This is a genomic window from Neobacillus sp. B4I6 (assembly GCF_050434045.1).
Classification (GTDB): Bacteria; Bacillota; Bacilli; order Bacillales; family Cytobacillaceae; genus Neobacillus.
Genome location: NZ_JBNPWB010000002.1, coordinates 1,272,419 through 1,297,690, shown reverse-complemented (window position 1 = coordinate 1,297,690; position 25,272 = coordinate 1,272,419). Strand labels below are relative to the sequence as shown.

The window sequence follows — 25,272 nt, the reverse complement described above, 5'->3', positions numbered from 1 at the left end:
AAAAATCTACGAAACTCGGACAATGACTGGCTCTCCCTCTAAAATTTTATATATACGGGCTCCAATTTCATCTCTAAGTATATTATAAAGGGTGTTAGCCTAATTACCCTCCATACAATCGAAAGGTAGTGTTTCAATGTATAATAACGCAATCCCTTATCTTAGTGATTACTCTAATGCTATTCCCCAGGCTCCAATGTCTTACGGCTATGCGACTCCTTTTCAAGGACATTGTGCTAATGTTCGTGGGTGGGGAAGTTTTATCATTATCATCGTGTTGTTTATTTTATTAATCATTATCGGTGCAATTGCTTTCTGCTTTTAATTAGGGCAGACCTAATAGCAAGCTCTTCAAAAAAATATAAAGATCTTGTCGAGTTAGATGACAAAAGCCAGGGACATGGTACGATCCCATGTCCCATTCTTGTCAGCAAAGACCATGTGAATTCGGCGGGGCATTGAAGCAGCGAACGAAATTTTGGGAAGATGTAATATTCGTCTACTACCATCGAGTATTTTAGTTCCTTTTATACAAACTGAAGTAAAGTAAGTCTAGTTTTGCATTATAAAAAAATCGCTCAGTCAATTTAACTGAGCGATCTCCTAAATTACATAAATTCATAACCAAATTTCTGCAACCTAGTTAACGGTTCTGGATAATGGATATGTTTGTATTGATTATTTTCAAGTCCGTCATTATCAAGCGTAAAAATATTTTCAAATGTGATTTGCATTATTGATCATTTCTCCTTCTAGTCAATAACTCTTGCCACCTCATTACCACACTTATGACATATCCCTTCCAATACAATTACATTAGAAAATTCTTTGACTGTATAGCTTTCAATCTTAACAACATCACTACAAGAACCGCACCAAACATTTTGTTCTAATTTTCTACGAATTTCTACAGGCATCGAAAGCCATTTTTTATTTGCAGAAAAAGAGATTACTCCTTGATTATCTAATGTTTTGTGGTTTTTTTCTGCTTTCTCCAACCTATCGATTCAAAATCAATTCTGAACAAATGTGCAGACCTCCGGATATATTGATGGTATACTTGTTAAATACTTAAATTTGATTTATTTATTGATATTGATTTTCATTATGGTTTGTATTATTTTATTTTTCACTTTTAAAAAACTTTATATTAGAACTTCAACCATGGCCATGGTTATGGCATTTGGGATTGTGACGCAAGGTGTTCTATTAAACTATTTTGGAATCCAGTTTTTCCAACACATTTTTGGAAAAATTCTAAGCATTATTAACCTATCCCTTTGGTTTGCCTTTATTCTTTCTTTTATAATTGCTAGTCTAGATGGAAAATTTAAAGACATCCATTATTCCAATCTAATCAATCGTTTTGGGATTGGTACATGGATTGCTGGTACATCTATTAATGGCATTTTATTTTATAAACAATTTTTCCAATGGGGATTTATTTCGGTCATTATTGCTATTATTAATATTGTCCTGTGGATTATTTATATTGGGATAAGTGTAAAAACTTTTTTAGAAATTTCTCGGACAAAATCATATCGGAATGTCCATGGAATTCTTCTTCTTACTACTGTTAGCACACAATCGATAGTCCTTTTACTTAACACTGTTTTCAAAGAATTTCCGGACATCTTTAACCTATCCTTACTAATCATAGGGTTTTGTTTTTATCTTGTTTGTGTTTTCTTTATTTTATATAGATACATAAAAAATTCTTGGTCAATTGAAATGGATTGGAACAATACGAACTGCATTTTACATGGGGCTTTATCTATTTCCGGGATTGCCTGTTTAGTCACAGGCATCATTAGTATTGATACCATAAGATTGATATGGAGAGCAGCCCTTATTATCTTCATTACGGTTGAGTCTATTGAAATCTACAGGCTTTTTAAACGGATTAAACACTATGGCTTTAAAAAAGCTATCTTTATTTATGATGTTACGCAGTGGAGTAGAGTTTTTACTTTTGCAATGTTTTATACTTTAACATCCCTTATCCATACCCATTTATTTATTGGATCTTTTGTGATTGACACGATCTTAAACGAAGGCGTATGGGGAGTCATAATTCTTCTAATGTTTGAACTAATGCTTTGTTTTAGTGATCTCATAAAAGCTAATAAACATTCATCCAGACAAATTGGTAAAGAAAACGAAGTAAGCTCTCCATTTTAATTGGGGAGCTTTTTAATTTTTAATATTTATTTTTGGCTGCCAATAAAGCTTTACATGGCGTTTCATTTTTAGCTGAAGACGATTTCCATTGTTCAAACCAATAGTACTCTCCATTTTTGTTGTTTTTATCGATTACTTTTATTTTAAAATTATTAGAACTCACAAAACTGCAGGTTACATGGTGAATCTCGTAGGGTTTGCCGTATCGGTAATAATAAAATATCCTTTCACCTCTTTCATACAGGTAGGGGGTATAATTTATTGTTAAAGAAAACGTGCTTTTAAGCGCACGTTTTCTTTAACACCCTATTCAACATCATAGCCCTGGTCATCAATTGTTTCTTTTACTGCTTAAGGTAACTTCAGCAGGATCAAATTCTACATCAACATTTCCTGTTTCCAAATGAACTTTTACCAATTTAATACCTTGTAACTCTCCGACGCTTCCTTCAATAGGGTTTAGGCAACGACCACAAGACATTCTATTAACCTTTAAAGTAATCTTTTCCATTGATAATCACTTACCTTTATTTTTTCATTAATTTTTCTATTGCTAAAAGAACTTCATCTAAAACTTCTGTATCACCCTCGTTTATTCGTTCCAATACACAAGTTTTTAAATGTCCATCTAGAAGAATTTTTGCCACTCTTCCCTTTTTTAGTGATGGCCCAGGTTCACTTAATTTTACGTTTACTTTTATATTTTTAAATTTTTGTTTTACTAAAACCATCTTTAATTTGCACCTTACAGAGTTGTTTGTCAATCTAGTATCATTTGATAATGCTTTAAACAAATCTACTAATATTTCATCATTTATAGCGGATTATATTATTATCTTCCAACTTAAAAAAGGGGGACACTCCTAACAGGAGACAGTATTTAGTTTCCCTTCTTCATTACCCAACATAAGTTAATTTCTTGTCGTCACGATACACTTGGTTAATAATTCCTCCACCGAGGCATTCTTCTCCTTGATAGAAGACGACTGCTTGTCCAGGCGTTATGGCACGAATGGGTTCGTGGAAAGTGACTTTAACATTGGAATCATCCAACCGTTCTACCGTTACTTTATTGTCCTGTTGGCGATAGCGGAATTTTGCAGTACATACAAATGTATCAGGTATAGCGCCCTTTGAAATCCAGCTTACATCATCGGCAATGATGCTGTCTGAATATAGCATTTCATGGTGGAAACCCTGTCCAACATATAGTACATTCCTTTCAATATCCTTTCCTATTACAAACCAAGGATCACCATTGCCTCCAATCCCCAATCCATGCCTCTGTCCAATTGTATAGTACATTAATCCATCATGATGTCCGACAACTTTGCCGTCGAATGTTTCCATATTCCCCTTTTGTGCAGGCAAATAACCACTTAAGAACTCCTTAAAATTTCGTTCACCAATGAAGCAGATTCCTGTGCTGTCTTTTTTGGATGCTGTCGCCAAATTAGCTTCGGCAGCTATTTTTCTTACTTTTGGTTTTTCCATTTCGCCTATCGGGAATAACACCTTACTTAACTGCTCCTGCGTTAATTGATTTAGAAAATAAGTTTGATCCTTATTTTCATCTTTCCCTCTTAACATGTGAACTTTTCCGTTTTCTCTGACCACTCGTGCATAATGTCCTGTAGCCACATAATCGGCTCCAAGGCTCATGGCATAATCTAAAAATGCCTTGAATTTGATTTCCTTATTGCATATTACATCAGGATTCGGCGTTCTTCCTGATTTATATTCCTCTAAGAAGTAGGTGAATACCTTGTCCCAATACTGCTTTTCAAAATTCACGGAATAATAGGGAATATTCAGTTGATTGCAGACTCGGATAACGTCCTCGTAGTCTTCTGTAGCCGTACAAACACCAAATTCATCCGTATCGTCCCAGTTCTTCATGAATATTCCAATTACGTCATAGCCTTGCTCTTTTAAGAGCAGTGCAGCAACGGAAGAATCGACCCCGCCTGACATTCCTACAACTACACGTGTGTCTTTTGGTGCTTTCTCCATTTGTTTTCTCCTGTCTTTCTATAATAATTTCTATCATAAATAGTAATCCCTACTGTTAGGGGAAGGAGGAAGGAAAAGATTATAATGCACTTTACACTTCCTTTTTACTCTATGAAAAGCCAACTTTTAATAACGTTTCTAAATCCTCTTTACTATAATAGTAGTTTTCCTTACAAAAATGACATTGTGCTTCAGCCTGTCCATCCTTATCTATCATATCTTGAATTTCTTCGTTTCCTAGAATTAATATACCGTTCGAGATTCTATCTCTAGAGCATTCACATTGAAATTCAACTGGCATTGTTTCAAGAATGTTGACATTTTCTTCACCAAGTATTTGTTGAAGTATTTGTTCTGGTGTTTTACCTTGCCCAATCATCGAAGAAATGGAAGGCATCGTTTGTAAACGTTTTTTAATGAAATGAATGGTTTCTTCTCCTGTATTTGGCATCAGCTGAATAATAAAACCTCCAGCTGCTTGAATGGTAAAGTCCGGGTTCACAAGGACACCTACGCCAACAGAGGAAGTGACTTGTTCTGAATGCAGTAAATAAGAGGCAAAATCCTCACCGATTTCACCCGACGCAATGGGAACTTGGCCAATGAACGGGTGATACAAGCCAATGTCTTTGGTAACGGAAAGGATTCCATTTGTGCCGACCGCTGTCTTAATATCAAGTAAACCATGCTGATTCTCCACTAAGTAGGCATGTGGATTTGAAACATACCCTCTCACTTCACCCTTGGCATTTGCATCAACAAGGATGGTTCCAATTGGTCCGCCGCCATTCATTTTAATAGTTAGTTTTTCTTCACCTTTTAGCATGGCACCAAGAATGACTCCTGCTGTCATTGAACGTCCCAGAACCACAGAAGCGACCGCTAACATATCATGGCGGCGTCTTGCTTCCTCGATTGTTTCTGTTGTAATAGCGGCATATGCACGCACTTGTTTATTGTGAGAAATGGCTTTTACTAAATAATCTTTCACTTTAATCTCCATTCTTTATATATGCTTTTATTCTTTTGTATTTAAATTTTGGACTTTTTCGGGCGTTACATCATTTCCAAGTGGATCCAGCACCTTCATCTTTGAAAAAGTATTGAGCACTTGTCCACGTATTGCACGTAAATAATCTTCTCGTAGCACCTGTTGCTCAACTTTTTCAGCATTGGTTAAACCTTCTTCACGCTGCTTTTTCGCTAGTTCATTAATTCGTTGTAAAAAATCAATCATGTATTTCACCGACCTAATTGGTTTCGTTTATTCAATAATTTCAGTATGGAAGCAAAGTTTCATATGGTTTACCATTGTTTCTCCAAGGTCCGTAAATGTTGCTACACCTCGTTTATGAATGGCCGTTTTGAATCCTTCTGCGTCTGCTCCTGCAACTGTTAAAAAGTCACAAATATCCGTACATACCCCAACAGTATGAACCTTATCTACTCCGAAATTTCTTAAATTTTCAGCCAAATCTGTTTTAAAGAATGCATTATAGTTCGTTTTGGGTGTATAAATTACATTCTCATTATCTTTATTTTTTTGAAACCAATCATATAATACTCCATACAATTGTTGCCCTTCTGTTCCTACAATATTATGTGGTGTCCATAATTCAAAGTGTGGGTCATTTGGTTGGTGTGCATCCATTGTTACTACAACTACATTTCCCTCTGCTAAAAATCTTGTTGCCAAATCCTTAATATAAGGCACTATTTCTTGTGCTGGCTTACCAACAGTTAAGGTTCCATAATCAGCTACAAAATCATTACTCATATCCACAATTAATAAGGCTTCTTTTGACATTTTAATCCAACCCCAAAATTAATTATTTTAATATTTCAATCCTTCTATATCTTTATTTGTTCAGATACATTTGACAATTTGTAAATTATTTCGCCCTTTTTTTAATATTCATTGATTGATTGATTGATTAATTTATCTAAAGTTTGAGATACTGCTACAGTTTCTGGTGCAGAAAAACCAAACCTCATTCTATATCCATACATTAACTCCCGTAAAATTTGAATTTTATCCATTACATTCACGAACAGGTATACCTCCTAGTCATTGACTTTTTTCCTACTCTCCGTGGGGGTGGGCGAAAAACAAAAACGAAGAACCATTAATGCTAATCTTCATACTAATCAACCTTTTTCAAGTTGAAATGTTCACCCTCGCCCAAACGACCAAATCGAAAGATGAGAGTGAAATATCCTAATTTCAGCTGTTTTGTAGAGATAATCGGTTGTGTTTTTTTGCTTCCTCTATGTTTTTCATTTTGTTGTCCCAACAAGCCTGACTTAAAACCACAGGGTATTCCGCAGGATTTAATGAACGTTTGTACTCTTCCCATAAAAGGTTTAGTTGTTGCCCGGCATAGGATTGAATCTCTTGTACCTCCGGACATTCATACACAAGTGTCCCATGTTCGAAAATATCTTCATGCAAGTCTTTGGCCGTAAAATTGCTGACGAAATTTCCAATGTACGTATGCACAGGATGAAACATGTGAAGTTTGGCTTGTTTTTCTGGTTGTTCGTTGTCTAAGGCGATATAATCTCCTTCTGACTTTTTCGTATGGTTGTTGATAATGCGGTAAACCTTTTTTAATCCTGGTGTCGTGACTTTTTCAGGACTCGCAGAAATTTTGATTGTATCAGTCATCTTCCCGTTGTCATCTTCAATGGAAACCAGTTTGTACACAGCACCTAAAGCCGGTTGATCATAGGCGGTTATGGCTTTGGTTCCAACTCCCCATGCATCGATTTTTGCTCCTTGTGCGTTTAAGCTCATAATGGTATATTCATCGAGATCATTTGAAGCATAAATTTTGGTATCAACAAATCCTGCTTGATCTAATAATTTTCTTGCTTCTTTGGAAAGGTAGGCCAAATCTCCACTATCTAACCGAATACCTACAAAATTTATGTTATTGCCCAGTTCTTTGGCAACTTTGATTGCTGTAGGAACACCTGATTTTAGCGTGTCATAGGTATCAACTAAGAAAACACAATCATTGTGACGTTTTGCGTATTTATGGAAAGCGATGTATTCATCTCGATACGCTTGAACAAAGGAATGAGCATGTGTTCCTGAAACAGGAAGACCAAATCGTTTTCCTGCTCGAACATTACTTGTGCCAGAGAACCCACCGATATAAGCAGCTCTTGTACCCCATAACGCGGCATCGAATTCATGTGCGCGTCTTGTTCCAAACTCTAAGACGGTTTGATCACCTGCGGCTTGTTTGATTCGAGAAGCTTTGGTTGCGATGAGTGTTTGATAGTTTACGATATTTAACAAGGCCGTTTCGATGAGTTGCGCTTCGATTAACGGTGCATCGATACGAAGAATTGGTTCATTCCCAAATACAACTTCCCCTTCTTTCATGGCACGAACAGTTCCTGTAAAACGTACCGAGCGCAAAAAGTCAACATAGTCTTCTTGATAGCCAAGCTCTTTTAAATAATCCAAATCACTTTCAGAAAAATGAAATGTTTGAAGATATTCAATGATTCGTTCCAATCCAGCAAAGATCGCATACCCGTTTCCAAATGGCAACTTCCGAAAATACAATTCGAATACAGCTTTTTTGGTATGAATGTTATCTTCCCAATAGGATTCCGCCATATTGATTTGGTACAAGTCCGTGTGTAAGGCAAAGCTATCATCCATATATTTGTTCATACTACTTTCCTCCTAAACTAACAAAGTAAGGCCGGACTTGCTCACGATAAATAGATTTTTTTATGCATTCGTTTCACTACTTTTACGTAAGAGATCTTTAGCAAAATCAACAAGCCGATGTGCTTCTTCGGTCCGAAGAAAATTCACATCCAAAGCATCGGGGCCTAGACGGAATCGATCCAATGCGTCAGCATCCTTGAAAATCTGATACAGCAGCACGGCCCGTTCACTTAAACTAGACGACTTTTTAATCTCTGACAAACCAAGCGAATCATCCTGGTCATGGTAATAGGTGATGTAATAGGTTTGCTCATCATATGGCAAATCGTGCTCACGGCAATAATCTTTGTAATACTCTGCTGCACGACTACCATGTCCTTTATCAATCCCATCATCAAGGCGTCGGGAATCATGGAAAACAGCCGCCATCCCCAGTGCGTCCTTTTCCTCCTCACTCAGACCTTTTTGATGTCCGATGAGGAGTGCCAGTAACAGCACGCGAGCGCAATGGGTTTTAGTATGCCATACACTATCCGGAAGCCAAAACTCTATCGTTTCTTCCATGAATGTATACCATCGTTCATAAGGCTTTTTGATTGGTTGACAGACAGGATCATTCAGAACATTCGCTAGAAACATCATTCATTCCCTCCTCTGTTTTCTAATAAACAGCTTATTTCATCTGCACCAAATGCTGTAACACTTCCGCAATATTACCGTCGATCCCAATGGATTTAGAAGCAATTACATCTGGAATAAAAAGCTCGGATCCTCTATTAAAAGTAATATAGGTTGCATTTTCCTCTAAGCTAGTTAAATTCATAAATGGGGCTTTAATCAATTGGTTTCTTGCACCTACGCCTAATTCCAGCAGGACTAATTTTCTACCATGAGCATTATGGATAAAATCCTGATAAGCCTGATAGCTTGTTTGCCAAGACTGGCCTCTTAGAAAATTCCGATCGACTTCGACATGGACTTGCATTGGGCCGTCGCACTCTGGACACTTAGGAATAAGATCCAGAGGGACTTTTCCATTCTCTTGGTGTTGGGCCATTTTACTCAATATTTCGTCACCTGGATAAATTCGATTATGGCAACCATGAGAACATTGCAAATACCGACTATTGCCCTCTATTTCGAAAAGGCGTTCCTTTTGAAATCCTGCCAGTGTAAAATGAGAATCTGTATTAGAGGTAACCACAAAATAATTTTTATCCTTCACCAGTTCATAAAGGTTCTTCATAACAGGACTAGCTTCCTTGTTGTTTAAAAAGTAGGCGTACATACGGCTGAAAAATGCCCACTTTTCTTCCTGGGAAGGATATGGATAAAAAGATCCCTGTAGGATACTACGAAAACCATACTTTTTACGAAAATCACCAAAATGTTCCAGAAAGGACGAATCCTCTGCAAAGATATTATAACCTTCCGAAATGGCGAGGCCGTTACTTGCGCCGATTACAATGCTGTCAGCCTTCTTGATTTTGCTTAAAACTTCTTGATACTTCTCTTCCATATGAACCCCCATTTTTGTCCAAAATTTTGATGAATCTATTTTGCTTATTGAATTCGTGTAATGCGAAGCCGTATTGCTCAGTACTTATCCAATATCCACATCTCTTTTTTCTTTCTTGTTCAAAGCATCTTGTAATACCACGGCAATATCTTCATGAATGGCGAGTCCCTTATCCTTCAGTTCCCTTGGCAACAATGCATCCTTTGGATTGATGGTAATGTAGTATGCATCCGGCCAACTGTAAGTCATGTTCCAGAAGGGTTCTTTGATGAACATCGGTGTCATTGTGCCAACACCTAACTCCAGAAAGAGAACCTTTTTATCTTTGTTTTTTATAAGAAACTCATTGTATTTTCTTAATTCATTTCTGTAAGAGCTACCTTCCAGAAATACATAAGAGCGCACCCATGGTTCCATTTCCTGCCCGCACTTTGGACATAATGGAATTAATTCTGTTGGAATTCTGGTTCCATCTATGTTTGCATACATGTTCTCAACTTGCTCTTTATTAAAATAAACCTGATCATGGCAACGGGAGCCGCATTGAAAATAACGCAAATCACCTTGAATTGGGGATACTTTTTCTTCAGGGAAAGTCTTGGAAAACTGTGAGTCTTGATTCGTTGTAACAATGAAATAATTTTTGCCTTGAAGTAGTTGCAATAAATCAAGGTATGGGCGACCGGCTTCGGCGTCATATATAAATTTGATTTCAGTTGCAAGATAAGCCCACCGTTCTTCTCTTGTAGAAAAACGGTAATAAAAGCCCTCAAAAAGGTTTTTAATACCATATTTATCTGCAAATTTTCCAAAATGCTTCAGAAAATTTTCATCAGTATGATAAAAACTGTGTCCAATAGCCTCAGACATCCCAGCAGCGCCACCAACCACAATCGCCTCAGCTTCTTGGATTTTCTTTAGTAATGTGTCTATGTTGTCTTGATATTGTTGTGATAACATACTTAATTTGTCCTCCTAATGATTTTTTTCATAGTTGAAAAATATTGATTTATATAGCACTTTCTCAAAAACAAATATTTGAATCCTCCTTTACTTGGATTCAAATGTATTATATAGTCAATATACATTTGCAAACAAGTATGCACTTTTATGACGCATACTATCTAGGAGGATAGTGTAATGATAAAAAGATCCAATGTTAATATGTCTGATAGAAACGAGAAAATTTCTGAAAGCCAAGAGCCTTTTTTTGGCTATACACTCTCCATTTTCAACGGTAAATGGAAACTGCTAATTATTTACCATTTATCAAGGAACGGTACAGTCCGCTATAATGAACTTCAGCGTATGCTAGGGAAGATAACCTATAAAACACTCAGTTCTACATTAAAGGAAATGCAGAACGATGGTTTAGTTCATCGTAAGGAATATCCACAAATTCCTCCAAAGGTCGAATACAGCCTTACTGAAAAAGGGCAAAGTCTTTGGCCTATTATCCAAGAAATGTGCCAGTGGGGGGAGAATAATAAAGAAAAATAAAAGAGAAAAAAGCAGATATGCTGAATTGATGAGTTGATTATGAAGGATTATATACTTCGTCTTATACCAAATTCGCTTGGATGAATTTGCACCTAGGATTTTTATCGAACTCACTCGATAAAATACCGTTTAAAAATCCAAGGTATCCGAGGAGGCCAATATTTTGACTAATCAAAAACTAGTAAAAAACGTTGGTCAGTATAGAAATGTGTGGAATCATCAAAAGACATTCGAATTTTTATGCGATGAAAAAATAAGAGGAATTAAATAGGGCACTGAAAATGTCTACTTAAGCAAAAAAAGGTATAATATCTCAACATCTGAGAGAATTATACCCAAAGGTGCCTAGTACTTTTCTAATTTTTTCGCTAAGCTTTCTCCCAATTGGTTTTCTTTCCACATAATTGTAATCCCGAAGCCAATGACCATAATGACAGCAGCGAAAAGATAAGGATAGTGGATGTTTACGTCAAATAATATTCCACCCATCGCTGGCCCACCGATATTACCTAAGCTCGTATAGGTTGAGTTCATTCCAGCAACAAATCCTTGCTCTTTCTCGGCAGCTTTTGATAAAAAAGTCGTCAATGCCGGGCGAAGTAAGTCAAATGAGAGGAAGATGAAGCAAGTTACCGCCAGCACTGCCAAAAAGCTAGAGATTACTGTAGACACCACCGCCAATATTGCACCTATAATTAACAATAATTGGATTAGTTTCTTTTCACCAAGTATGTCTACCATTTTTCCAAACATAAATACTTGAATAACAACTCCGAAGATTGAGCTGATTGTAATAATAGTTGCAATCTCCTTTGGCGTGAAGTCAAATTTATGATCAGAAAATAGGCTGAAAACTGTTTCATATGCTGATAAACCGAAAGCAAGTACAAATACAATGATAAAGGCAGTAAAGTAACGTGGATTAAGTGATCTTTTGAAATCGCCTATATAGTTTGTTTGCTTTGTATTAGCAGAAATTTCTGCAAGCTGTTCCTTTGTTAGCGGCTCTTTTAAAATAAATATGGATGAAATGCATACTAAAAAGGCAATGCCTGCCGCAAAGAAGAAGGGCATACGTATACCGTATTCTGCAATAAAGCCACCGATGGCAGGTCCGATAATAAAGCCAGTACTAATGGCGGCAGAAATATAGCCTATCGCTTTTGACCGTTCCTTAACAGATGTAATATCTGCAACATATGCAGTAACACCCGGCATAATAAAGGCGGCACTCATTCCCCCTAGAATCCTTGATATATATAGCACTGATACATTCATGCCTAAACCAAAGATAAATTCTGAGACACCATAAAGAAACAAGCCGAATATGATGATTTTCTTTCTGCCATAATGGTCAACCCATCGTCCTGCGAGAGGTGATATAAGTAGTTGTGCCACAGCATGTACGGCGACAAGATAGCCCATCGTTTTTCCCGATAAATGCATGATATTCATAAAAGACGGCATAACGGGGACGATAAGACCAATACCTAGATATGCAATGAATAAATTACTTAGAAGAATAATTAATACCAATTTTTGTTCTTTAATTGTTTTCTTCATGTTTAAACACCTTTTTCTGTATAATCATTGATGTGAAATATCTCTCCGCAATACTGTCCAAGAGGCTTCTAATTTATCCTTCAGCCGTTTTTCATCATTACCGTAAGAATCGAGCATATCCATAAACATATCTACATTGAAAAGTCCCGAATTGCATGCATATAAATATATACTTTCTCAACCGATCAATACATAGGGAAAATAAAGTTATTCTACGTTTTCACTTTATTTTTAAAGTTTTTAAGCAAACATAAAAAAGTGTACAGTGAACAAACCATGTAAAATCATCTTATTTTTTCGGAAAGGATACAAGAAAATGATGGATGAAATAGATAAAAAAATACTTGACGAGCTGTCTAAAAATAGTCACCTGACAATGAAGAAATTAGGAAAAAAGTACATCTCACTGCACCAGCAACCGTGTCAAGATTAGGAAAGTTATTAGACAATGGCCTAATAAAAGGATGCAGTATCGAAGTGAATTAAGTGAAATTAGGCTTGTATTTATACGAAAATCTCCATCATTTGACCTCCCTTATTGAGAGCTTTGTGTATCAAGGTTTCGATCTTTCGTCGAGACTCTTGCATAACCGTAGAATGTCATCATTTGATCCCCTCTTCCCATAACCTAACAGTATTTATCTCATTTTACACATCTATTTAGGGAATGGAGCATAACAATTCCATAAGTAAAAAGTGTACCCTCTAACAGGATACACTTAGTAGAAAGTTTAATTTAAAATACAAATCACCTTCGAAAAGGTGGTTAGGGACTTTTAGCAAGCTGCCGCTAGCTTGTCTCGCCGTCTTGGTTACCTAATTTTATAACCTTAATTTATTTTATATTTTTGACTAGTCAATAAATTAGTTGTTTAGTTATTCAACAAAAGCATCCGTTTGTTTCTGTAGCCCTTTCCAAAGAAATATGGTTAAAATAAAGTTTTTCATGTATAAGAATTAAATTTACAGCCTAATAATTCGTCCTAGTAGAGACGTGCACTTTATTTGGAGAGGCGGGCGTGATAGCCTTTTTTGGCTGAGCCAGAATCTTTGATACACCTGGCTTCATGGCTCATATTCATGCCCGCAGAGGCTCCAAGTAAAGTGACAAATTGCCTGTACATACTTCCAGCAGATGGTTTTCGACAATATTTGAAAATAACTTCAAAATGACTTATTCACTTAATAAAGCACTACACTACATTTAAGTGTATTCCTTCACAATATCGCATGTTTATTGATGTATTATTTGTTAATAACAATGGATAATTTGTAGTTCACCAAATTGCTCAAACCTGTCAAGAATTCATTTAATTTTTCATTGCCTGGGAATTTGCATTCAAGAAGATAACAACTTTCTCCACTGACTTTGTAGTTGTTTATGACGAATTGATCTTGTTCTTTTATAAACGACAGATAAGGTTGATGATTCGTGCTTTTCGTAAAAATATGTATAATTGCGTGAACAAGATACCCCATTTTTACCTGATTCACTTTAATGGTGTACCCCTCAATAACCCCATTGTCCTCTAATTTCGCCACTCTAGCTGAAGTAGCCGGTCCAGTCAAATGGACTTTTTCTCCCAATTCTTTCATTGTAATCCGACTGTTCTTAGTTAGTTCCTTCAAGATATGCATATCTGTGTTATCTAACATTTATTTAACTCCTTTCAAAAATAAAGTCAAACCGCCAAAAGACTTTACTTAATCTATGTATCCGTCATGTGTCATAGTTTAGACTATACATTGTTCAGAGGAAATTTCAAAAGATAAAGGAGTTAATAAATATGAATATACATCAAATTCGTAATGCAACAATTGTCGTTGAATATGCGGGAAAGAAGTTTTTAATCGATCCAATGTTATCAGAAAAAGGGACTTACCCACCTTTCCCTTCATTAAGACAAAACAACTCAAATAATCCTTTAGTTAGTTTACCAATTTCCATTGACGATATCATTCATAATGTTGATGCTGTTATTGTCACTCATCTACATTATGACCACTGGGATGATGCTGCTAAAGAAGCGTTACCCAAAGAGATTAAAATATTTTCCCAAAATGAAGAAGATGCGACTGAAATTCGAAATGCAGGCTTCCAAAATGTAGAGGTTTTACAAGAGAATACAGTCTTTGAAGGAATACAATTAATTAAAACAAAAGGCGAGCATGGAAGAGGCGAAGTCCTAAAGGCCACTGGTCTAGTGTGCGGCGTTGTCTTCAAACACTCAAATGAGAAAACTTTATATGTAGCTGGAGATACTGTTTGGTATGAAGCTGTTCAGGAAGTGATTGAAACACACAAACCAGAAATCATTGTTGTCAACGGCGGGGATGTTCAACTCTCTGAAGGTGGTTCTCTAATTATGGGGAAAGATGACATTTATGAAGTTTATAAAGCTGCTTCAGATGCAAAAATCATTTCTGTCCATATGGAAGCTGTCAATCATTGGACATTATCAAAAGAAGAATTAAAAAGCTTTATTAATGAAAAAGGAATCTCTTCGAATGTTTTAGTACCAGATGACGGAGAATCATATTCATTATAAAGAATCAGAGCAGACTAGAAATTGTAGTTTTAATTTTATATGAGCGGAAAGACAATCATGTCAGTTGAAACCAATTAAGAGTTAGTTCGTCATTTTTATGAAGCACTTTTCTAAACAACCAATGTGTCTTCCTCTCTTAAAAAATCAAAAGCATCGTCTAGTCCGGTTCTTGGTGATTTGTATCCACTGGCATTGTCAGTGAAGATTTGTTGCATCAGATTTGTTGTAAAGCATGTTGGATAAAGTTCTTGATCTTGAATAGAAACTCAGGTTAATTGTGAATGTTAATTTTATTTTGTGCAGTTTCTAAGCTTTTATTTGTTCTGTAGTGATACAAGGAGCTCATGATTATGTAGTTGATAATCATGAGCTCCTTAATAATTTATTGAACGAAATCTTCTAAAAGAGGATAGATAAGAAAGTGCAAAAAAATTATTTTGTTAGGAAGTGTAGTTTTATGGTACCTAAAACATGGGATACAAATAGGTCAAAACAGCATCCTGTTTGGTTGCAAGGTTATATTGATTCAACAGACAAACAAAAACAGCTCTATAAAAAAACATTAAAAATTTTGATCCTTTCACAAATCTTTGGAGGGACAGGACTTGCAGCTGGTATAACGGTAGGCGCACTTCTCGCACAAGATATGCTAGGGACGGAAAGTGCAGCAGGGATTCCAGTTGCCTTACTCACTTTAGGTTCTGCAGGTGCCGCACTGCTTGTAGGCCGACTTTCACAGCGTTTTGGCCGCGGACCAGGACTTGCAGCCGGTTTTCTTGCTGGTGGAATGGGTGCGGTCGGCGTTATAATTGCAGCCTTAATCAACAGCGTCGTGCTTTTATTCACTTCCCTGCTTATTTACGGAGCTGGTACCGCCGCAAATATGCAAGCGCGATATGCCGGTACTGATCTGGCGACAGCTAAACAGCGGGCAACTGCTGTGAGCATGGCCATGGTTTCTACTACCTTTGGTGCTGTAGCGGGTCCTAACTTGGTCGATGTGATGGGAAAATTTGCGCATTCTATTGGTGTTCCAACTTTGGCTGGCCCCTTTATCTTAGCGGCTGCTGCTTTTATCCTTGCCGGATTGGTTCTCTTAATTTTTCTTCGTCCAGACCCTTTGATTGTATCTACAGCCATTGCGAATGCCCAGGTGGAAAACCGGACTGTGCAGGCAGAACAAAATTCCGAAAGCTCTACAATAAACAAGAGAGGAATTGTCGTGGGCGTTACAGTAATGGTTTTGACTCAATTTGTCATGGCGGCCATTATGACCATGACACCGGTCCATATGGGACATTATGGTCATCGTTTGGGAGAAGTGGGGTTGGTCATAGGTTTTCATATAGGCGCCATGTACTTGCCTTCGCCTCTTACAGGGATGCTTGTGGATAAAGTTGGTCGTACTTCAACGGCTGTTTCTTCTGGTGCCACGCTTCTGGCCTCTGGTATGCTGGCAGCTTTTGCCCCTGCAGATTCAATGGTACTACTTATCTGTGCGTTAGTACTACTTGGTGTTGGCTGGAACTTTGGCTTAATAAGTGGAACGGCTCTCATTGTAGATGCAACACATCCATCTATTCGTGCAAAAATACAGGGATCTGCTGATGTCTTGCTTGCATTATCAGGTGCCACCGGCGGTGCGTTATCCGGATTGGTAGTCGCTCATTATAGTTATGCGATACTATCACTTTCTGGAGCAATTCTGTCACTGTTGATTATTCCTGTAGTTGTTTGGTCTCGTAAGACGGTTAACTCTGATTCCGTTTTACGCTTCCCCCTCTTATCTTCTAGACCGTCCGCTCCTTCTTTCTCAAACTTCTTTACCCATTGATACACCTGTTGATAGGAAACATTAAAGTGATCAGATGTCTGTTGATAGTTTTTCCCGTTCTGTAAGCAATACATAACAATTTCAAATCGTTCTTCTAATGTCGTGGATCGGCCTTTAATCATAGAGTTCTTCTCCCTTTTCGTCTCTTCTAATTCTCTATGATCATTATAAATCCTAATCCATCTTTGTAACACTGAACGACTGGAGATTTCATACTTACGTACTATCTCAACTTGAGAGTATTGACCCGAAAGAAAGTCATTAACCGCAGCTGTTTTTACTTTCTTCGAATACCGCTTCCATTCCCCCGAACCCTGAAGCCCCTCCGTTCCATATGTCTGAAATTGATAAATCCAATCATTCAGAGTTCTAGGAGATATGTGGTGTTGTTTACAAAAGTCTGAAACTGAGATTTTTCTGTTTTCATAAGCCGTTATTATCTCAAACTTTTCTTGTGCTGAATATTTCCCCATAGAAAAAGCCCCCAATAAAGTAAACAGATTTTTATTATTTCATCTGTCTACTTTATCGGGAGCATATCAGGGCTCATTCGAATGCCTTTTGTCTTTTATTCTTCTTGATAAGTCTTGTCCTTGATAATCCAGTAGCCATTTAAAGTGTATCCCGTATTCCTCAAATTGTACGAGGTGCTAAATTCTCAGACTGTTTAAACCCCATAAACCGCTCAAACATCTCACACATTGTAAAGTTTTCAGTAACCGTTCTCGTTGTTACAACTCTTTTTGTGTGTTTTCGGTAGAGTGAGGGATACCGATGTCTGAGACGGTTAGTACGAGTACCGTAAGACCGCGCATCCACGTCAGATTTACAGATATTAGAGCGATAAAAGGTGAGTAAGTCTATGGCTGGATGGATTTTTTTCTACAAACAGCAATCAAATATGTGAAAACTACTGCAAATGTATTTTTTGTATAATTTGAAGGAGCATAATCTTTTTTCTCAATTATCTGTGTGTGGAACAATCGTATGAAACAAGACTTTTCAGGGCGTCACAGTGAACTTTGTTCTAGTAATATATTTTTTTTGGTCATAACATTGAAGCTTAACTAGTAGGTTAATATCCATATTTGGGAGTTTTTCACTTAAATAAAAAAAGCTCTCTTTTATTGGACTTATCCCTTATAATTAAATTTGTTAATAAATTTAATTATAAGGGATATTTACTATGGACTTTATTTATATTAATCAAAATGTTTTAGATAACTTGTTTTACATTTTAGTAAGTATTTTTGTTTTCTTCGTTTTAATTGATAATTTTAAAACGCTTAAAAATTATCAAAAAATCCTTATTACAGCATGCATGAGTTTACCAAGTATTTTATGTATGAAATTCCCTATTTATATTGATGAATATTGTGTACATGATTTAAGGCAAATTCCTTTTTTAATTGGTATACTTTATGGCGGATGGCCTGTCGGGGCTGCCTTGTTGATAATTTCGTTGGCGATTAGATTTTTTATTTATGGATTCAATTCTCTAACTCTTATTGTTTATATCGTGATCTTTATTATAACGGCACTTCTTTCAAAAAAGTTCAGCATGTTCAATAGAAAAAATAAGCTTATTTTCTCAGTTCTGTTATCTTTGTGTCTTGGAATACTAACAACTTCTATAGCTGTTATCATATCTGATTCATTTAGGGTGACTGAAGCTTATATGTTTTATTTTATTTTCCTTCCTCCAGTAGTCATGTTTTTCGTTGTATATTTAATAGAAATATTAAGTGACGCAATTAGTATAAAGTCAAAAATAGCAAAGCTAGAAAAGATGGAAGTTGTTAGCCAGTTAGCAGCGAGTATTTCCCACGAAGTTAGAAATCCATTAACAGTTGTAAAGGGGTTTATTGATCTCCTAAAAGCCCCCAACCTTTCTCAAGAAGTTAGAGAACAGTACTTTCAACATGTGGTTAGAGAGCTTAAATCTGCAGAGACAATTATTAGTGATTACTTAGCATATGCTAAACCTGCAACCGAAGATATAGGTATTATTTTAATAGATCGTGAAATAAGAAGTATTATTGAAATGACGAAACCATTGGCCAATATGAATTCGGTGAAGATATCAGAAGAGTTAGTGCCAGGAATTACACGCGGAAATATTCAACATTTCAAGCAATGTTTTTTAAACCTGATTAAAAATAGTATAGAGGCTATGCCAAACGGTGGGGAGCTTAGTTTAGTTACACTCGTAAGTAAACTCGATATCATTATCGAGATAAGCGATAACGGTGTTGGAATGAGCAAAGAACAAATAAACCGTTTTGGCGAACCTTATTATAGCACTAAAGAAAAGGGGACTGGATTAGGTTCAATGGTTGTTGTAAAAACAATAGAGACAATGAATGGGAAAATTAAGATAAATAGTGTTTTAAATAAAGGAACAACGGTAAGAATAACACTTCCTATTTATACTTCATGAACAAGGTGCCAGATGCAATCCAGATATTGGATGGCACCTGGCACCTTTATTATCAAATGGTTTGCCGAAAAGTCAAAAGGCTAATGGGGAGAAATTCAAATTGATGCTCTATACTTAAAGTAATTGTAAAAACTTGTATTATGGAAAACTTTAAAAATGAAGAGATTTTTTATAATGAAAAATAGGTGGATAGCAAGTGTGCCCGTCAAGGTATAAAGCGTAGGTGGGGCTAATACTCTTCCATGTTTTCTCACACTTTTACGCACACAAAAATTTGAAGGCTCTGAACACACCACATTTTTAGCTTCTCGGTCGCACACAGTGTCGTTCAAAATGAACAAAAGACAGTGTCGGTGAGAATTTGATAACTCATTAAGAATCTTATTTTGGCGGGACTGCGTGGGAATCGAACCCACCAGACCTGGCACGCAGGTCTCAAGCAGTTTTGAGTTACCAAAAATGACCACTTCACTTTTTCAGAAAGGGGTGGGCACCGAACTCTGAAAAAAACTGCTTATATTCAAGCAATCTCCCCTCAAAAAATTATCAAATTTTTCACTTTATTTAGGCGTCAAGTTAGGAGTATTTGTTCGTGATTCTTACCTCTTCTTCTCAACAACCATAAATTACTTTAGTCTTTGGTTGAGCATTACTCTCGTTAATTGATTTGCTTATTAAATAGCAATCACAAAAACCCTAGAAACTGCGTTATATCAACGCTTCTAGGGTTTTTTATTTTTACTCTGCTTAGTAGAATTTTGTATTCTCCTCCAAAGAAATGGGGGAGCTTTTGGGGGAAGTTTTAACAAAATAATTCAAGTGGACAGACGTATACTGCTTTGTAAAAAATTATAATAATCATTAGTCACCGCAGGTGTTTTTAGCGGAGGCGATGATAAAAAGAATGAAAATTGCTGTTTTGGTTGCTCTAACAGAATTCACCATTCAAATTTATAATATTCTAAGTGTCCCCTTCATTCGAAATGATATGAAAATGGGACCAGAGATATTAGGATTACTAGATTCCTTTTTTGCCTGGGGAGCTATTCTTGGAGGAATTACTTTAACCACTATAGTTACTTGGTTTGGTAGGAAACATTTTATGTCTATCAGCCTGCTACTGATGGGAGTTTTCTTTGGATTGATCCCTTTCATGCAAGGAATTTTTTCTGGAGGCACTATTTTCCTCTTGTTTGGAACGACACTCCTACATGTTTCCGATAAACTCTTACCCGTAAAAAAATCAGCCTCTTCTGCTGTTGAATTATTAAAATAGAAACGTTTTTTCCTTTCGACCGTACTCTACTGTACGGTCTTTTTTACCTCCACCTGATTGGACACTTTAATTAGTTAAAATTTTACTGTATTATTAAACTAAAACTATTAAACACTTATCAAACAAGTTAAGTTAGTTGAACTGTTTCAGAAAGGGGGAATGTGTTATGAATGAATTATCCGCGAAAAAGAAAGTTGCGATTCTCGGGAGCAGCGGTGGAAACCTGTTTTATTTGGGAGGAAAAGAACCTGAAAAACTATTAGAGGAGCTTCTTTTGCAAATTGAAGCTGCTGGAATGGTGTGTGGGGCGTTACAGTTCATTGCAGCAAAAGCCTCTATGGACACCGTAAAGGAAGATACTCCGGCTGAACTGTATAGTTGGGATGAAAGTACTCATAAGCCAACTGTTATTGCAAAAGGAACAATAGCTGAAGTAAACACAGCAGCTTCCCAACTTGATTCCGAAATTGCTGCACAGATTACTGACGGTGAAATTGATGCAGTTGTTTTTATGAGTGCGGATCCAAATGGCACGAATAAACGTGCGGTTGAAGCCATTACAGAAATGAACTTGCCTGCAACAGGAACGGGCGGCACCTCCATGGCGGCAATCGCTTCAAAGGGTGTAATTGTCATTTCTACTTCAGGAACGACGGGAACAACCAATCGAACACGGGCGGTTACCTTTCTTACATCCTTAAGTAAGCATTTTGGTGTTCCTTACCGGCCTATCATCGGTAAAGCAGTTAACAACAATCAACTAGAAGCTTCCTCTGTTCAGCCATTTCAACGAATCAATCTTCGGGGAATGATGCTGTCTTCTCTTCCAGGTTTTATTGCCATGGCCCTTGTTTTAGCTTTCAGCAAGATTCCGGGATTAACGATGCTAGGAGAAGTATTTGATCTTATGATTAACGCCCTCCCTGTTATACTTGCCGTCGTCGCAGCTAAACAAGTAGCGGACCTTGATGATGTATCGATTGTGGCAGGGATTGTCGCCGGAGTCTTATCAGTGAAAGGCGGAATTATTGGAGGTATTATCGGGGGTATTTTAGCAGGACTGTTGGTCCAATACATATTTAGAAAGTGTGTTGAGTGGAAGTTCCCCGCTACAACCGTCAATATTGCAGCAGGTGGAATTGCCGGGTTGATTTCTGGATTGGCAGTCTTTTTCCTCATCGCGCCAGTCGCCTTAAAGCTCGGTGAAGGAATCCGCTCTTTATTAGACCTGCTTGTTTCTACTAATGGGACACTTGCTGGACTCATTGCTGGGCTGTTAATTTGGCCAGCTATTATTGGCGGCGTCTATCACGCGGCTATCCTTCCGATTGTACTGTTAGAAATGGAAAAGACAGGAAACAGCTTCTTAGGTGCCGTTGATATGGTAGGATTGGTACTGGTATCAGCGGGGATTACCCTTGCCAATATTGTTTCACCTCGAGATAAAGGTGAAGCAGCAGTGGCTGCACCTGGTTTTGCTATTAATATGGGCTTTGGTACCTTTGTAGAAGCCGCTTATCCGTTTATGTTTTCCAACAAATATATCTTTGCTGGAGCAATCCTCTCATCCGGATTAGGCGGATTACTTGTTGGACTTTTTGATGTTCGTGGAACGGCCTATGTTCCATCATTTATGGCACCACTTTTATCCAATAATATGACAGGCTTTATCATCGCAATGGCTGGAAGTTTAATATGTTCATTTCTCATAACGCTTTCCATAAATAAAATCTCTGTGAAAAAGAGCAAGAATATGGTTAGAGAGCAGAAAGCGAATAAAGTAGCAGGTTAATCATTATATGCGTTCGTCCATTAAAAAAATGGCCGAAACAAATAAATAGTTTAATGCTTTCCTTTACCTAAAACAAGAAGCTGACCAAAAAAAAGGCGTCATTCAACGACCGTTTGGGACAGCTTCTTATTTTTTTTCATAGTAAATAATATAAATAATAAAACCAACATTAGTAAATTTGGGATACCTACAAACCAACCTTCCATATTAAAGGCGATAGAAGCTGAAAAAACTAACAACCACATCGTACCGTTCGGGAATTCCCTGAATATATACTCTACTTCAGAAACTAATTTACTTTTTCTTGGTCCTCCTGCTTATCAAGCTCCCCGACTTAATTTATAAAAATGTATAGGTATGGATCATTCATTTTCTCGTTGAACGAATGAGGCCTTTCAGAAGCTGCCGCACCAGGTTTTTGAGCCTGTCTTCACGAAAGTAATCGATGAAGTCATTTCGCATCGATTATCCTAAAAATAGATTCTGTAAAAGACATTTTTGGGGTATCCCCCAACATAAAAAATAAAAATCCCTTTACTCGATTTGTTTGAAGCCATCTAATATGATAGAAAGCAATCCCTTACTTGCTTCATAAACAAGTTGCTCCTTAGGGACCGGGCGTTTTTCCTCTTTTCTTGACTCAATACCGTTTCTATACACATACTTTCTTCGAAGGATTCCTTTTTTCTGATTATAATAAAGGACAAACCGCTTCAGATTCGATTTCATGTCAGAATTTTTCCAAATGATGTAAAAATTCTGCTGATCCTTCCATTCTTCAACTGAAATCATCGAGTACAGTAAACTTAACTGTAAAATGTTAAAATCATTATTAAAAACTTTAACATCCCTTTCTAAGGTTACTTTTGGTTGATCGATTGTTGGCAGATACTCGTCAACAACCCCAAACTGCTGAAGTTTTTCTATTAATTGTTCGTAGTTATTAATTTAAATTTCCTCCTCTGTTTAAACGATATTTCACTTTCCTTTTATTAATCCTAAAGATAATATCAATTTTATATTCTCCCTTAAATCGATACACCCATATTCCACTTTTATCCTTTTCATGAACAACGAACTTCTTTAAGTTCATATCTTTTTTAAGATTTTAATCTTTTTTTATTATGTAATCATAGATTATACCCTATTCATCTTCTTCATGAACCCATTCAATCGTATAGTAGCATTCCACTAACGCTTCATAAAACCCCCATCCAGTACCATCTGCCATTGATACAACTTTACTTAGTCTGGTAGAAAATTCTCGGTAAAATTCTTCATACTGATCACATTCCATTGCTACCTGGTCAAACATTTTTACCATACTAGAATAAAAATTTGCATCAATATCACCATAGGAACAGGTAAAATCAACACCTTGTTCCACATAGAAAAGCATCAGGTCAACGGTTCGTTTCTCATCATTTGTCGCCTTTTTAAAAGCAGTAATCTCTTTCTTAGCTTCTGCTAATCGAAGCTCCCCATGTCCTTTCTCAGGAAAAAATTCATTCTGTATTTTCTTTCTAGCCTGTTGAAATAGAACTTCAATCGCTTCGTTCCCTAGCAACTTGCTAGATAAGAAGTTTTGAACATCTTTGTTTGCCTTAAAAATTTTTACAACCAGCTCAATCAATTCTTTTTTTTCATATTCCTTTAACTGTTTTTTTAAATCAGTAATTTTGATTTTCACCATAATCCTCCAATTTTCAACGGCTTTTTTTGATTGTATTTATTCATTCATTTATCCCTAATTTCCCATTCGACTATATTTTATGGACAAATATAAAAATCTTTCATTTGGGAAATAATTTAATATCCAACAAGCTGCCTAATGAATAACCTGTCTAACTTTACGGGGTCACTTCAATTTAGATTTAAAGATACCCCTTTTTCTCTTAGGCAATTACACCATAGTTGTGATGGTTGACATCTGAACTAATTGCAGATCACAATATCATCGAAATTGATTCGACTGCCCGATGTACCTGTAACGACGCTGAGTTCCAAACACGTTTACTATTACATCCTAAAATTTATAAATAAAAAGAGCAACTTGTCCGTTGCTCTTATTTTGAGTCAGATATATGAATTTTTTACTTATATCGGAACCTCTGATTTTTTACCGTAGGACTGGAATTTTTTGCGTATTGGTCAAAACCCGTATCATAAAATTGAGCGATCTTACTTGACCAGTCGCTGGTATCTTGTCCGCTGGTCCGTTCAGACATATAGGATGATATTGTTTGATCATATTTATCAATGATTTCCTTTTGAATTTTCGTATCATACTGTTCTTTCTGAAGGGTTGCCTTAATTGGCAGCCTTGGTTTTTGACCAGGGACGGATCGTGGATATCCGACCACCAGACCTGAGATTGGGAAAACATATTCCGGAAGATTCAATAGATCAACAAAGGTTTGGGGCTTTCTCCGTAATCCTCCGATTGGAACGATCCCGAGTCCCATCGATTCAGCCGCTATCACCGCGCTACCCAGAGCAATCCCTACATCTGTTGAACCGATCAAAATGGCTTCTAAGTCCTCGATAATTTTAAACTCCGTACCATTTTTTTCAGCAGCCAGCTTCGCCCGATAAAAATCCATGCAAAACACTAGAAAAACTGGAGCTTCCTCAATCCACCTTTGGTTGCCTGCCGCTTTCGCCAATGCGGCTTTCCTTTCAGGCTCCCTAACTTCGATCACGCTCACTTGCTGTCCATTAATCCAATTGGGACCAGCCAAAGCCGCCTCAATAATCACTTCGATCTGTGTTTCGCTTACCTCTTTTTTTGCGTCGAAGTCCCTAACTGAGCGATGATTTCTTAATAATTGAATGGTTTCGTTCATACAATCACTCCTCGTGTATACGATACTACACACTCAGCTTTAAATTCAAACACCTGAATCTAATAAAA

At 36.9% G+C, this 25,272-nt stretch carries 26 protein-coding genes and 2 pseudogenes; 9 read left to right on the top strand and 19 right to left on the bottom strand.

All coding sequences use genetic code 11. The features are described from left to right. Nucleotides 1-136 precede the first annotated feature (136 nt). Entirely contained in the window at nt 137-325 is a 189-nt protein-coding gene (locus QF028_RS08530; RefSeq protein ID WP_251033084.1) for a YjcZ family sporulation protein, read from the top strand. A gap of 283 nt (nt 326-608) precedes the next feature. Here QF028_RS08530 and QF028_RS08525 read toward each other — a convergent pair whose 3' ends face one another. Together QF028_RS08525 and QF028_RS08520 are read right to left on the bottom strand one after the other, a co-directional pair. Then, a complete protein-coding gene (locus QF028_RS08525; protein WP_429464853.1) occupies nt 609-734 on the bottom strand; it encodes a hypothetical protein in 126 nt (41 codons plus the stop codon). Nucleotides 735-752: 18 nt separating this feature from the next. Beyond that, on the bottom strand, nt 753-998 hold the full coding sequence (locus QF028_RS08520; protein ID WP_429464852.1) for a hypothetical protein: 246 nt from the start codon (nt 996-998) through the stop codon (nt 753-755). 166 nt (nt 999-1,164) lie between these two features. Between QF028_RS08520 and QF028_RS08515 the strand changes: the two genes are divergently transcribed. After that, nucleotides 1,165-2,181 (top strand): hypothetical protein, encoded by a 1,017-nt coding sequence (locus QF028_RS08515; RefSeq protein WP_429464851.1) that lies wholly within the window; start codon nt 1,165-1,167, stop codon nt 2,179-2,181. Between the two features lie 331 nt (nt 2,182-2,512). On the opposite strand, the gene QF028_RS08510 is transcribed toward QF028_RS08515, so the two are convergent. The 11 genes and pseudogenes from QF028_RS08510 to QF028_RS08460 all read right to left on the bottom strand — a co-directional run bounded on the left by QF028_RS08510 (nt 2,513) and on the right by QF028_RS08460 (nt 10,364). Beyond that, a complete protein-coding gene (locus QF028_RS08510; RefSeq protein ID WP_429464850.1) occupies nt 2,513-2,692 on the bottom strand; it encodes a cation transporter in 180 nt (59 codons plus the stop codon). A gap of 16 nt (nt 2,693-2,708) precedes the next feature. Next, nucleotides 2,709-2,828: pseudogene (locus QF028_RS08505) on the bottom strand (CsoR family transcriptional regulator); the annotation flags it as partial. 250 nt (nt 2,829-3,078) lie between these two features. Continuing rightward, nucleotides 3,079-4,194 (bottom strand): tRNA 2-thiouridine(34) synthase MnmA, encoded by a 1,116-nt coding sequence (mnmA, locus tag QF028_RS08500; RefSeq protein ID WP_429464849.1) that lies wholly within the window; start codon nt 4,192-4,194, stop codon nt 3,079-3,081. Nucleotides 4,195-4,303: 109 nt separating this feature from the next. Further along, the gene (hslO, locus tag QF028_RS08495) at nt 4,304-5,185 is read right to left on the bottom strand and encodes an Hsp33 family molecular chaperone HslO (RefSeq protein ID WP_429464848.1); all 882 of its coding nucleotides are present in this window, start codon (nt 5,183-5,185) and stop codon (nt 4,304-4,306) included. A gap of 27 nt (nt 5,186-5,212) precedes the next feature. Further along, entirely contained in the window at nt 5,213-5,431 is a 219-nt protein-coding gene (locus QF028_RS08490; RefSeq protein WP_429464847.1) for a DUF896 domain-containing protein, read from the bottom strand. A gap of 27 nt (nt 5,432-5,458) precedes the next feature. Further along, nucleotides 5,459-6,001, bottom strand: coding sequence for a cysteine hydrolase family protein (locus QF028_RS08485; protein ID WP_429464846.1), 543 nt, complete (start codon nt 5,999-6,001; stop codon nt 5,459-5,461). A gap of 101 nt (nt 6,002-6,102) precedes the next feature. After that, nucleotides 6,103-6,234: a Spo0E family sporulation regulatory protein-aspartic acid phosphatase gene (locus QF028_RS08480; RefSeq protein WP_429472232.1), complete on the bottom strand. Its 132-nt coding sequence runs from the start codon at nt 6,232-6,234 to the stop codon at nt 6,103-6,105. A gap of 184 nt (nt 6,235-6,418) precedes the next feature. After that, a complete protein-coding gene (locus tag QF028_RS08475) occupies nt 6,419-7,885 on the bottom strand; it encodes a nicotinate phosphoribosyltransferase (protein ID WP_429464845.1) in 1,467 nt (488 codons plus the stop codon). Nucleotides 7,886-7,945: 60 nt separating this feature from the next. Then, nucleotides 7,946-8,527: an HD domain-containing protein gene (locus QF028_RS08470; protein WP_429464844.1), complete on the bottom strand. Its 582-nt coding sequence runs from the start codon at nt 8,525-8,527 to the stop codon at nt 7,946-7,948. Between the two features lie 31 nt (nt 8,528-8,558). Beyond that, complete coding sequence (locus QF028_RS08465; RefSeq protein ID WP_429464843.1) at nt 8,559-9,404, bottom strand: hypothetical protein; 846 nt, start codon at nt 9,402-9,404, stop codon at nt 8,559-8,561. 84 nt (nt 9,405-9,488) lie between these two features. Next, nucleotides 9,489-10,364 carry a hypothetical protein gene (locus QF028_RS08460; RefSeq protein ID WP_429464842.1) on the bottom strand — a complete coding sequence of 292 codons (876 nt, stop codon included), beginning with the start codon at nt 10,362-10,364 and terminating at the stop codon, nt 9,489-9,491. Between the two features lie 180 nt (nt 10,365-10,544). Here QF028_RS08460 and QF028_RS08455 point away from each other — a divergent pair, with 180 nt between their 5' ends. Continuing rightward, entirely contained in the window at nt 10,545-10,904 is a 360-nt protein-coding gene (locus tag QF028_RS08455) for a winged helix-turn-helix transcriptional regulator (protein ID WP_429464841.1), read from the top strand. 345 nt (nt 10,905-11,249) lie between these two features. Here QF028_RS08455 and QF028_RS08450 read toward each other — a convergent pair whose 3' ends face one another. Then, complete coding sequence (locus QF028_RS08450) at nt 11,250-12,467, bottom strand: MFS transporter (RefSeq protein WP_429464840.1); 1,218 nt, start codon at nt 12,465-12,467, stop codon at nt 11,250-11,252. 316 nt (nt 12,468-12,783) lie between these two features. Here QF028_RS08450 and QF028_RS08445 point away from each other — a divergent pair, with 316 nt between their 5' ends. Then, nucleotides 12,784-12,900, top strand: coding sequence for an AsnC family transcriptional regulator (locus tag QF028_RS08445; protein WP_429464839.1), 117 nt, complete (start codon nt 12,784-12,786; stop codon nt 12,898-12,900). 812 nt (nt 12,901-13,712) lie between these two features. On the opposite strand, the gene QF028_RS08440 is transcribed toward QF028_RS08445, so the two are convergent. After that, the gene (locus QF028_RS08440; RefSeq protein WP_429464838.1) at nt 13,713-14,123 is read right to left on the bottom strand and encodes an Lrp/AsnC family transcriptional regulator; all 411 of its coding nucleotides are present in this window, start codon (nt 14,121-14,123) and stop codon (nt 13,713-13,715) included. Nucleotides 14,124-14,254: 131 nt separating this feature from the next. Between QF028_RS08440 and QF028_RS08435 the strand changes: the two genes are divergently transcribed. Together QF028_RS08435 and QF028_RS08430 are read left to right on the top strand one after the other, a co-directional pair. Beyond that, the gene (locus tag QF028_RS08435; protein WP_429464837.1) at nt 14,255-15,016 is read left to right on the top strand and encodes an MBL fold metallo-hydrolase; all 762 of its coding nucleotides are present in this window, start codon (nt 14,255-14,257) and stop codon (nt 15,014-15,016) included. Nucleotides 15,017-15,473: 457 nt separating this feature from the next. After that, on the top strand, nt 15,474-16,850 hold the full coding sequence (locus QF028_RS08430; protein WP_429464835.1) for an MFS transporter: 1,377 nt from the start codon (nt 15,474-15,476) through the stop codon (nt 16,848-16,850). Here QF028_RS08430 and QF028_RS08425 read toward each other — a convergent pair. Continuing rightward, nucleotides 16,817-17,323 (bottom strand): annotated as a pseudogene (locus tag QF028_RS08425) (transposase); the annotation flags it as partial. The gene QF028_RS08430 and the pseudogene QF028_RS08425 sit on opposite strands and share 34 nt — an antisense overlap. A 713-nt stretch (nt 17,324-18,036) precedes the next feature. Between QF028_RS08425 and QF028_RS08420 the strand changes: the two are divergent. The 3 genes from QF028_RS08420 to QF028_RS08410 all read left to right on the top strand — a co-directional run bounded on the left by QF028_RS08420 (nt 18,037) and on the right by QF028_RS08410 (nt 22,358). Then, nucleotides 18,037-19,290 carry an ATP-binding protein gene (locus QF028_RS08420; RefSeq protein WP_429464834.1) on the top strand — a complete coding sequence of 418 codons (1,254 nt, stop codon included), beginning with the start codon at nt 18,037-18,039 and terminating at the stop codon, nt 19,288-19,290. Between the two features lie 904 nt (nt 19,291-20,194). Beyond that, nucleotides 20,195-20,566: a hypothetical protein gene (locus QF028_RS08415; protein ID WP_429464833.1), complete on the top strand. Its 372-nt coding sequence runs from the start codon at nt 20,195-20,197 to the stop codon at nt 20,564-20,566. A 166-nt stretch (nt 20,567-20,732) separates the two neighbouring features. Next, nucleotides 20,733-22,358, top strand: coding sequence for a PTS sugar transporter (locus QF028_RS08410; RefSeq protein ID WP_429464832.1), 1,626 nt, complete (start codon nt 20,733-20,735; stop codon nt 22,356-22,358). Nucleotides 22,359-22,892: 534 nt separating this feature from the next. Here the strand turns inward: QF028_RS08410 and QF028_RS08405 are convergent. The 3 genes from QF028_RS08405 to QF028_RS08395 all read right to left on the bottom strand — a co-directional run bounded on the left by QF028_RS08405 (nt 22,893) and on the right by QF028_RS08395 (nt 25,204). Then, on the bottom strand, nt 22,893-23,087 hold the full coding sequence (locus QF028_RS08405; RefSeq protein ID WP_142292187.1) for a hypothetical protein: 195 nt from the start codon (nt 23,085-23,087) through the stop codon (nt 22,893-22,895). 415 nt (nt 23,088-23,502) lie between these two features. Beyond that, on the bottom strand, nt 23,503-24,051 hold the full coding sequence (locus tag QF028_RS08400) for a DUF6155 family protein (protein ID WP_429464831.1): 549 nt from the start codon (nt 24,049-24,051) through the stop codon (nt 23,503-23,505). Nucleotides 24,052-24,451: 400 nt separating this feature from the next. Next, nucleotides 24,452-25,204 carry an NADPH-dependent oxidoreductase gene (locus tag QF028_RS08395; protein ID WP_429464830.1) on the bottom strand — a complete coding sequence of 251 codons (753 nt, stop codon included), beginning with the start codon at nt 25,202-25,204 and terminating at the stop codon, nt 24,452-24,454. Nucleotides 25,205-25,272: the final 68 nt, after the last annotated feature.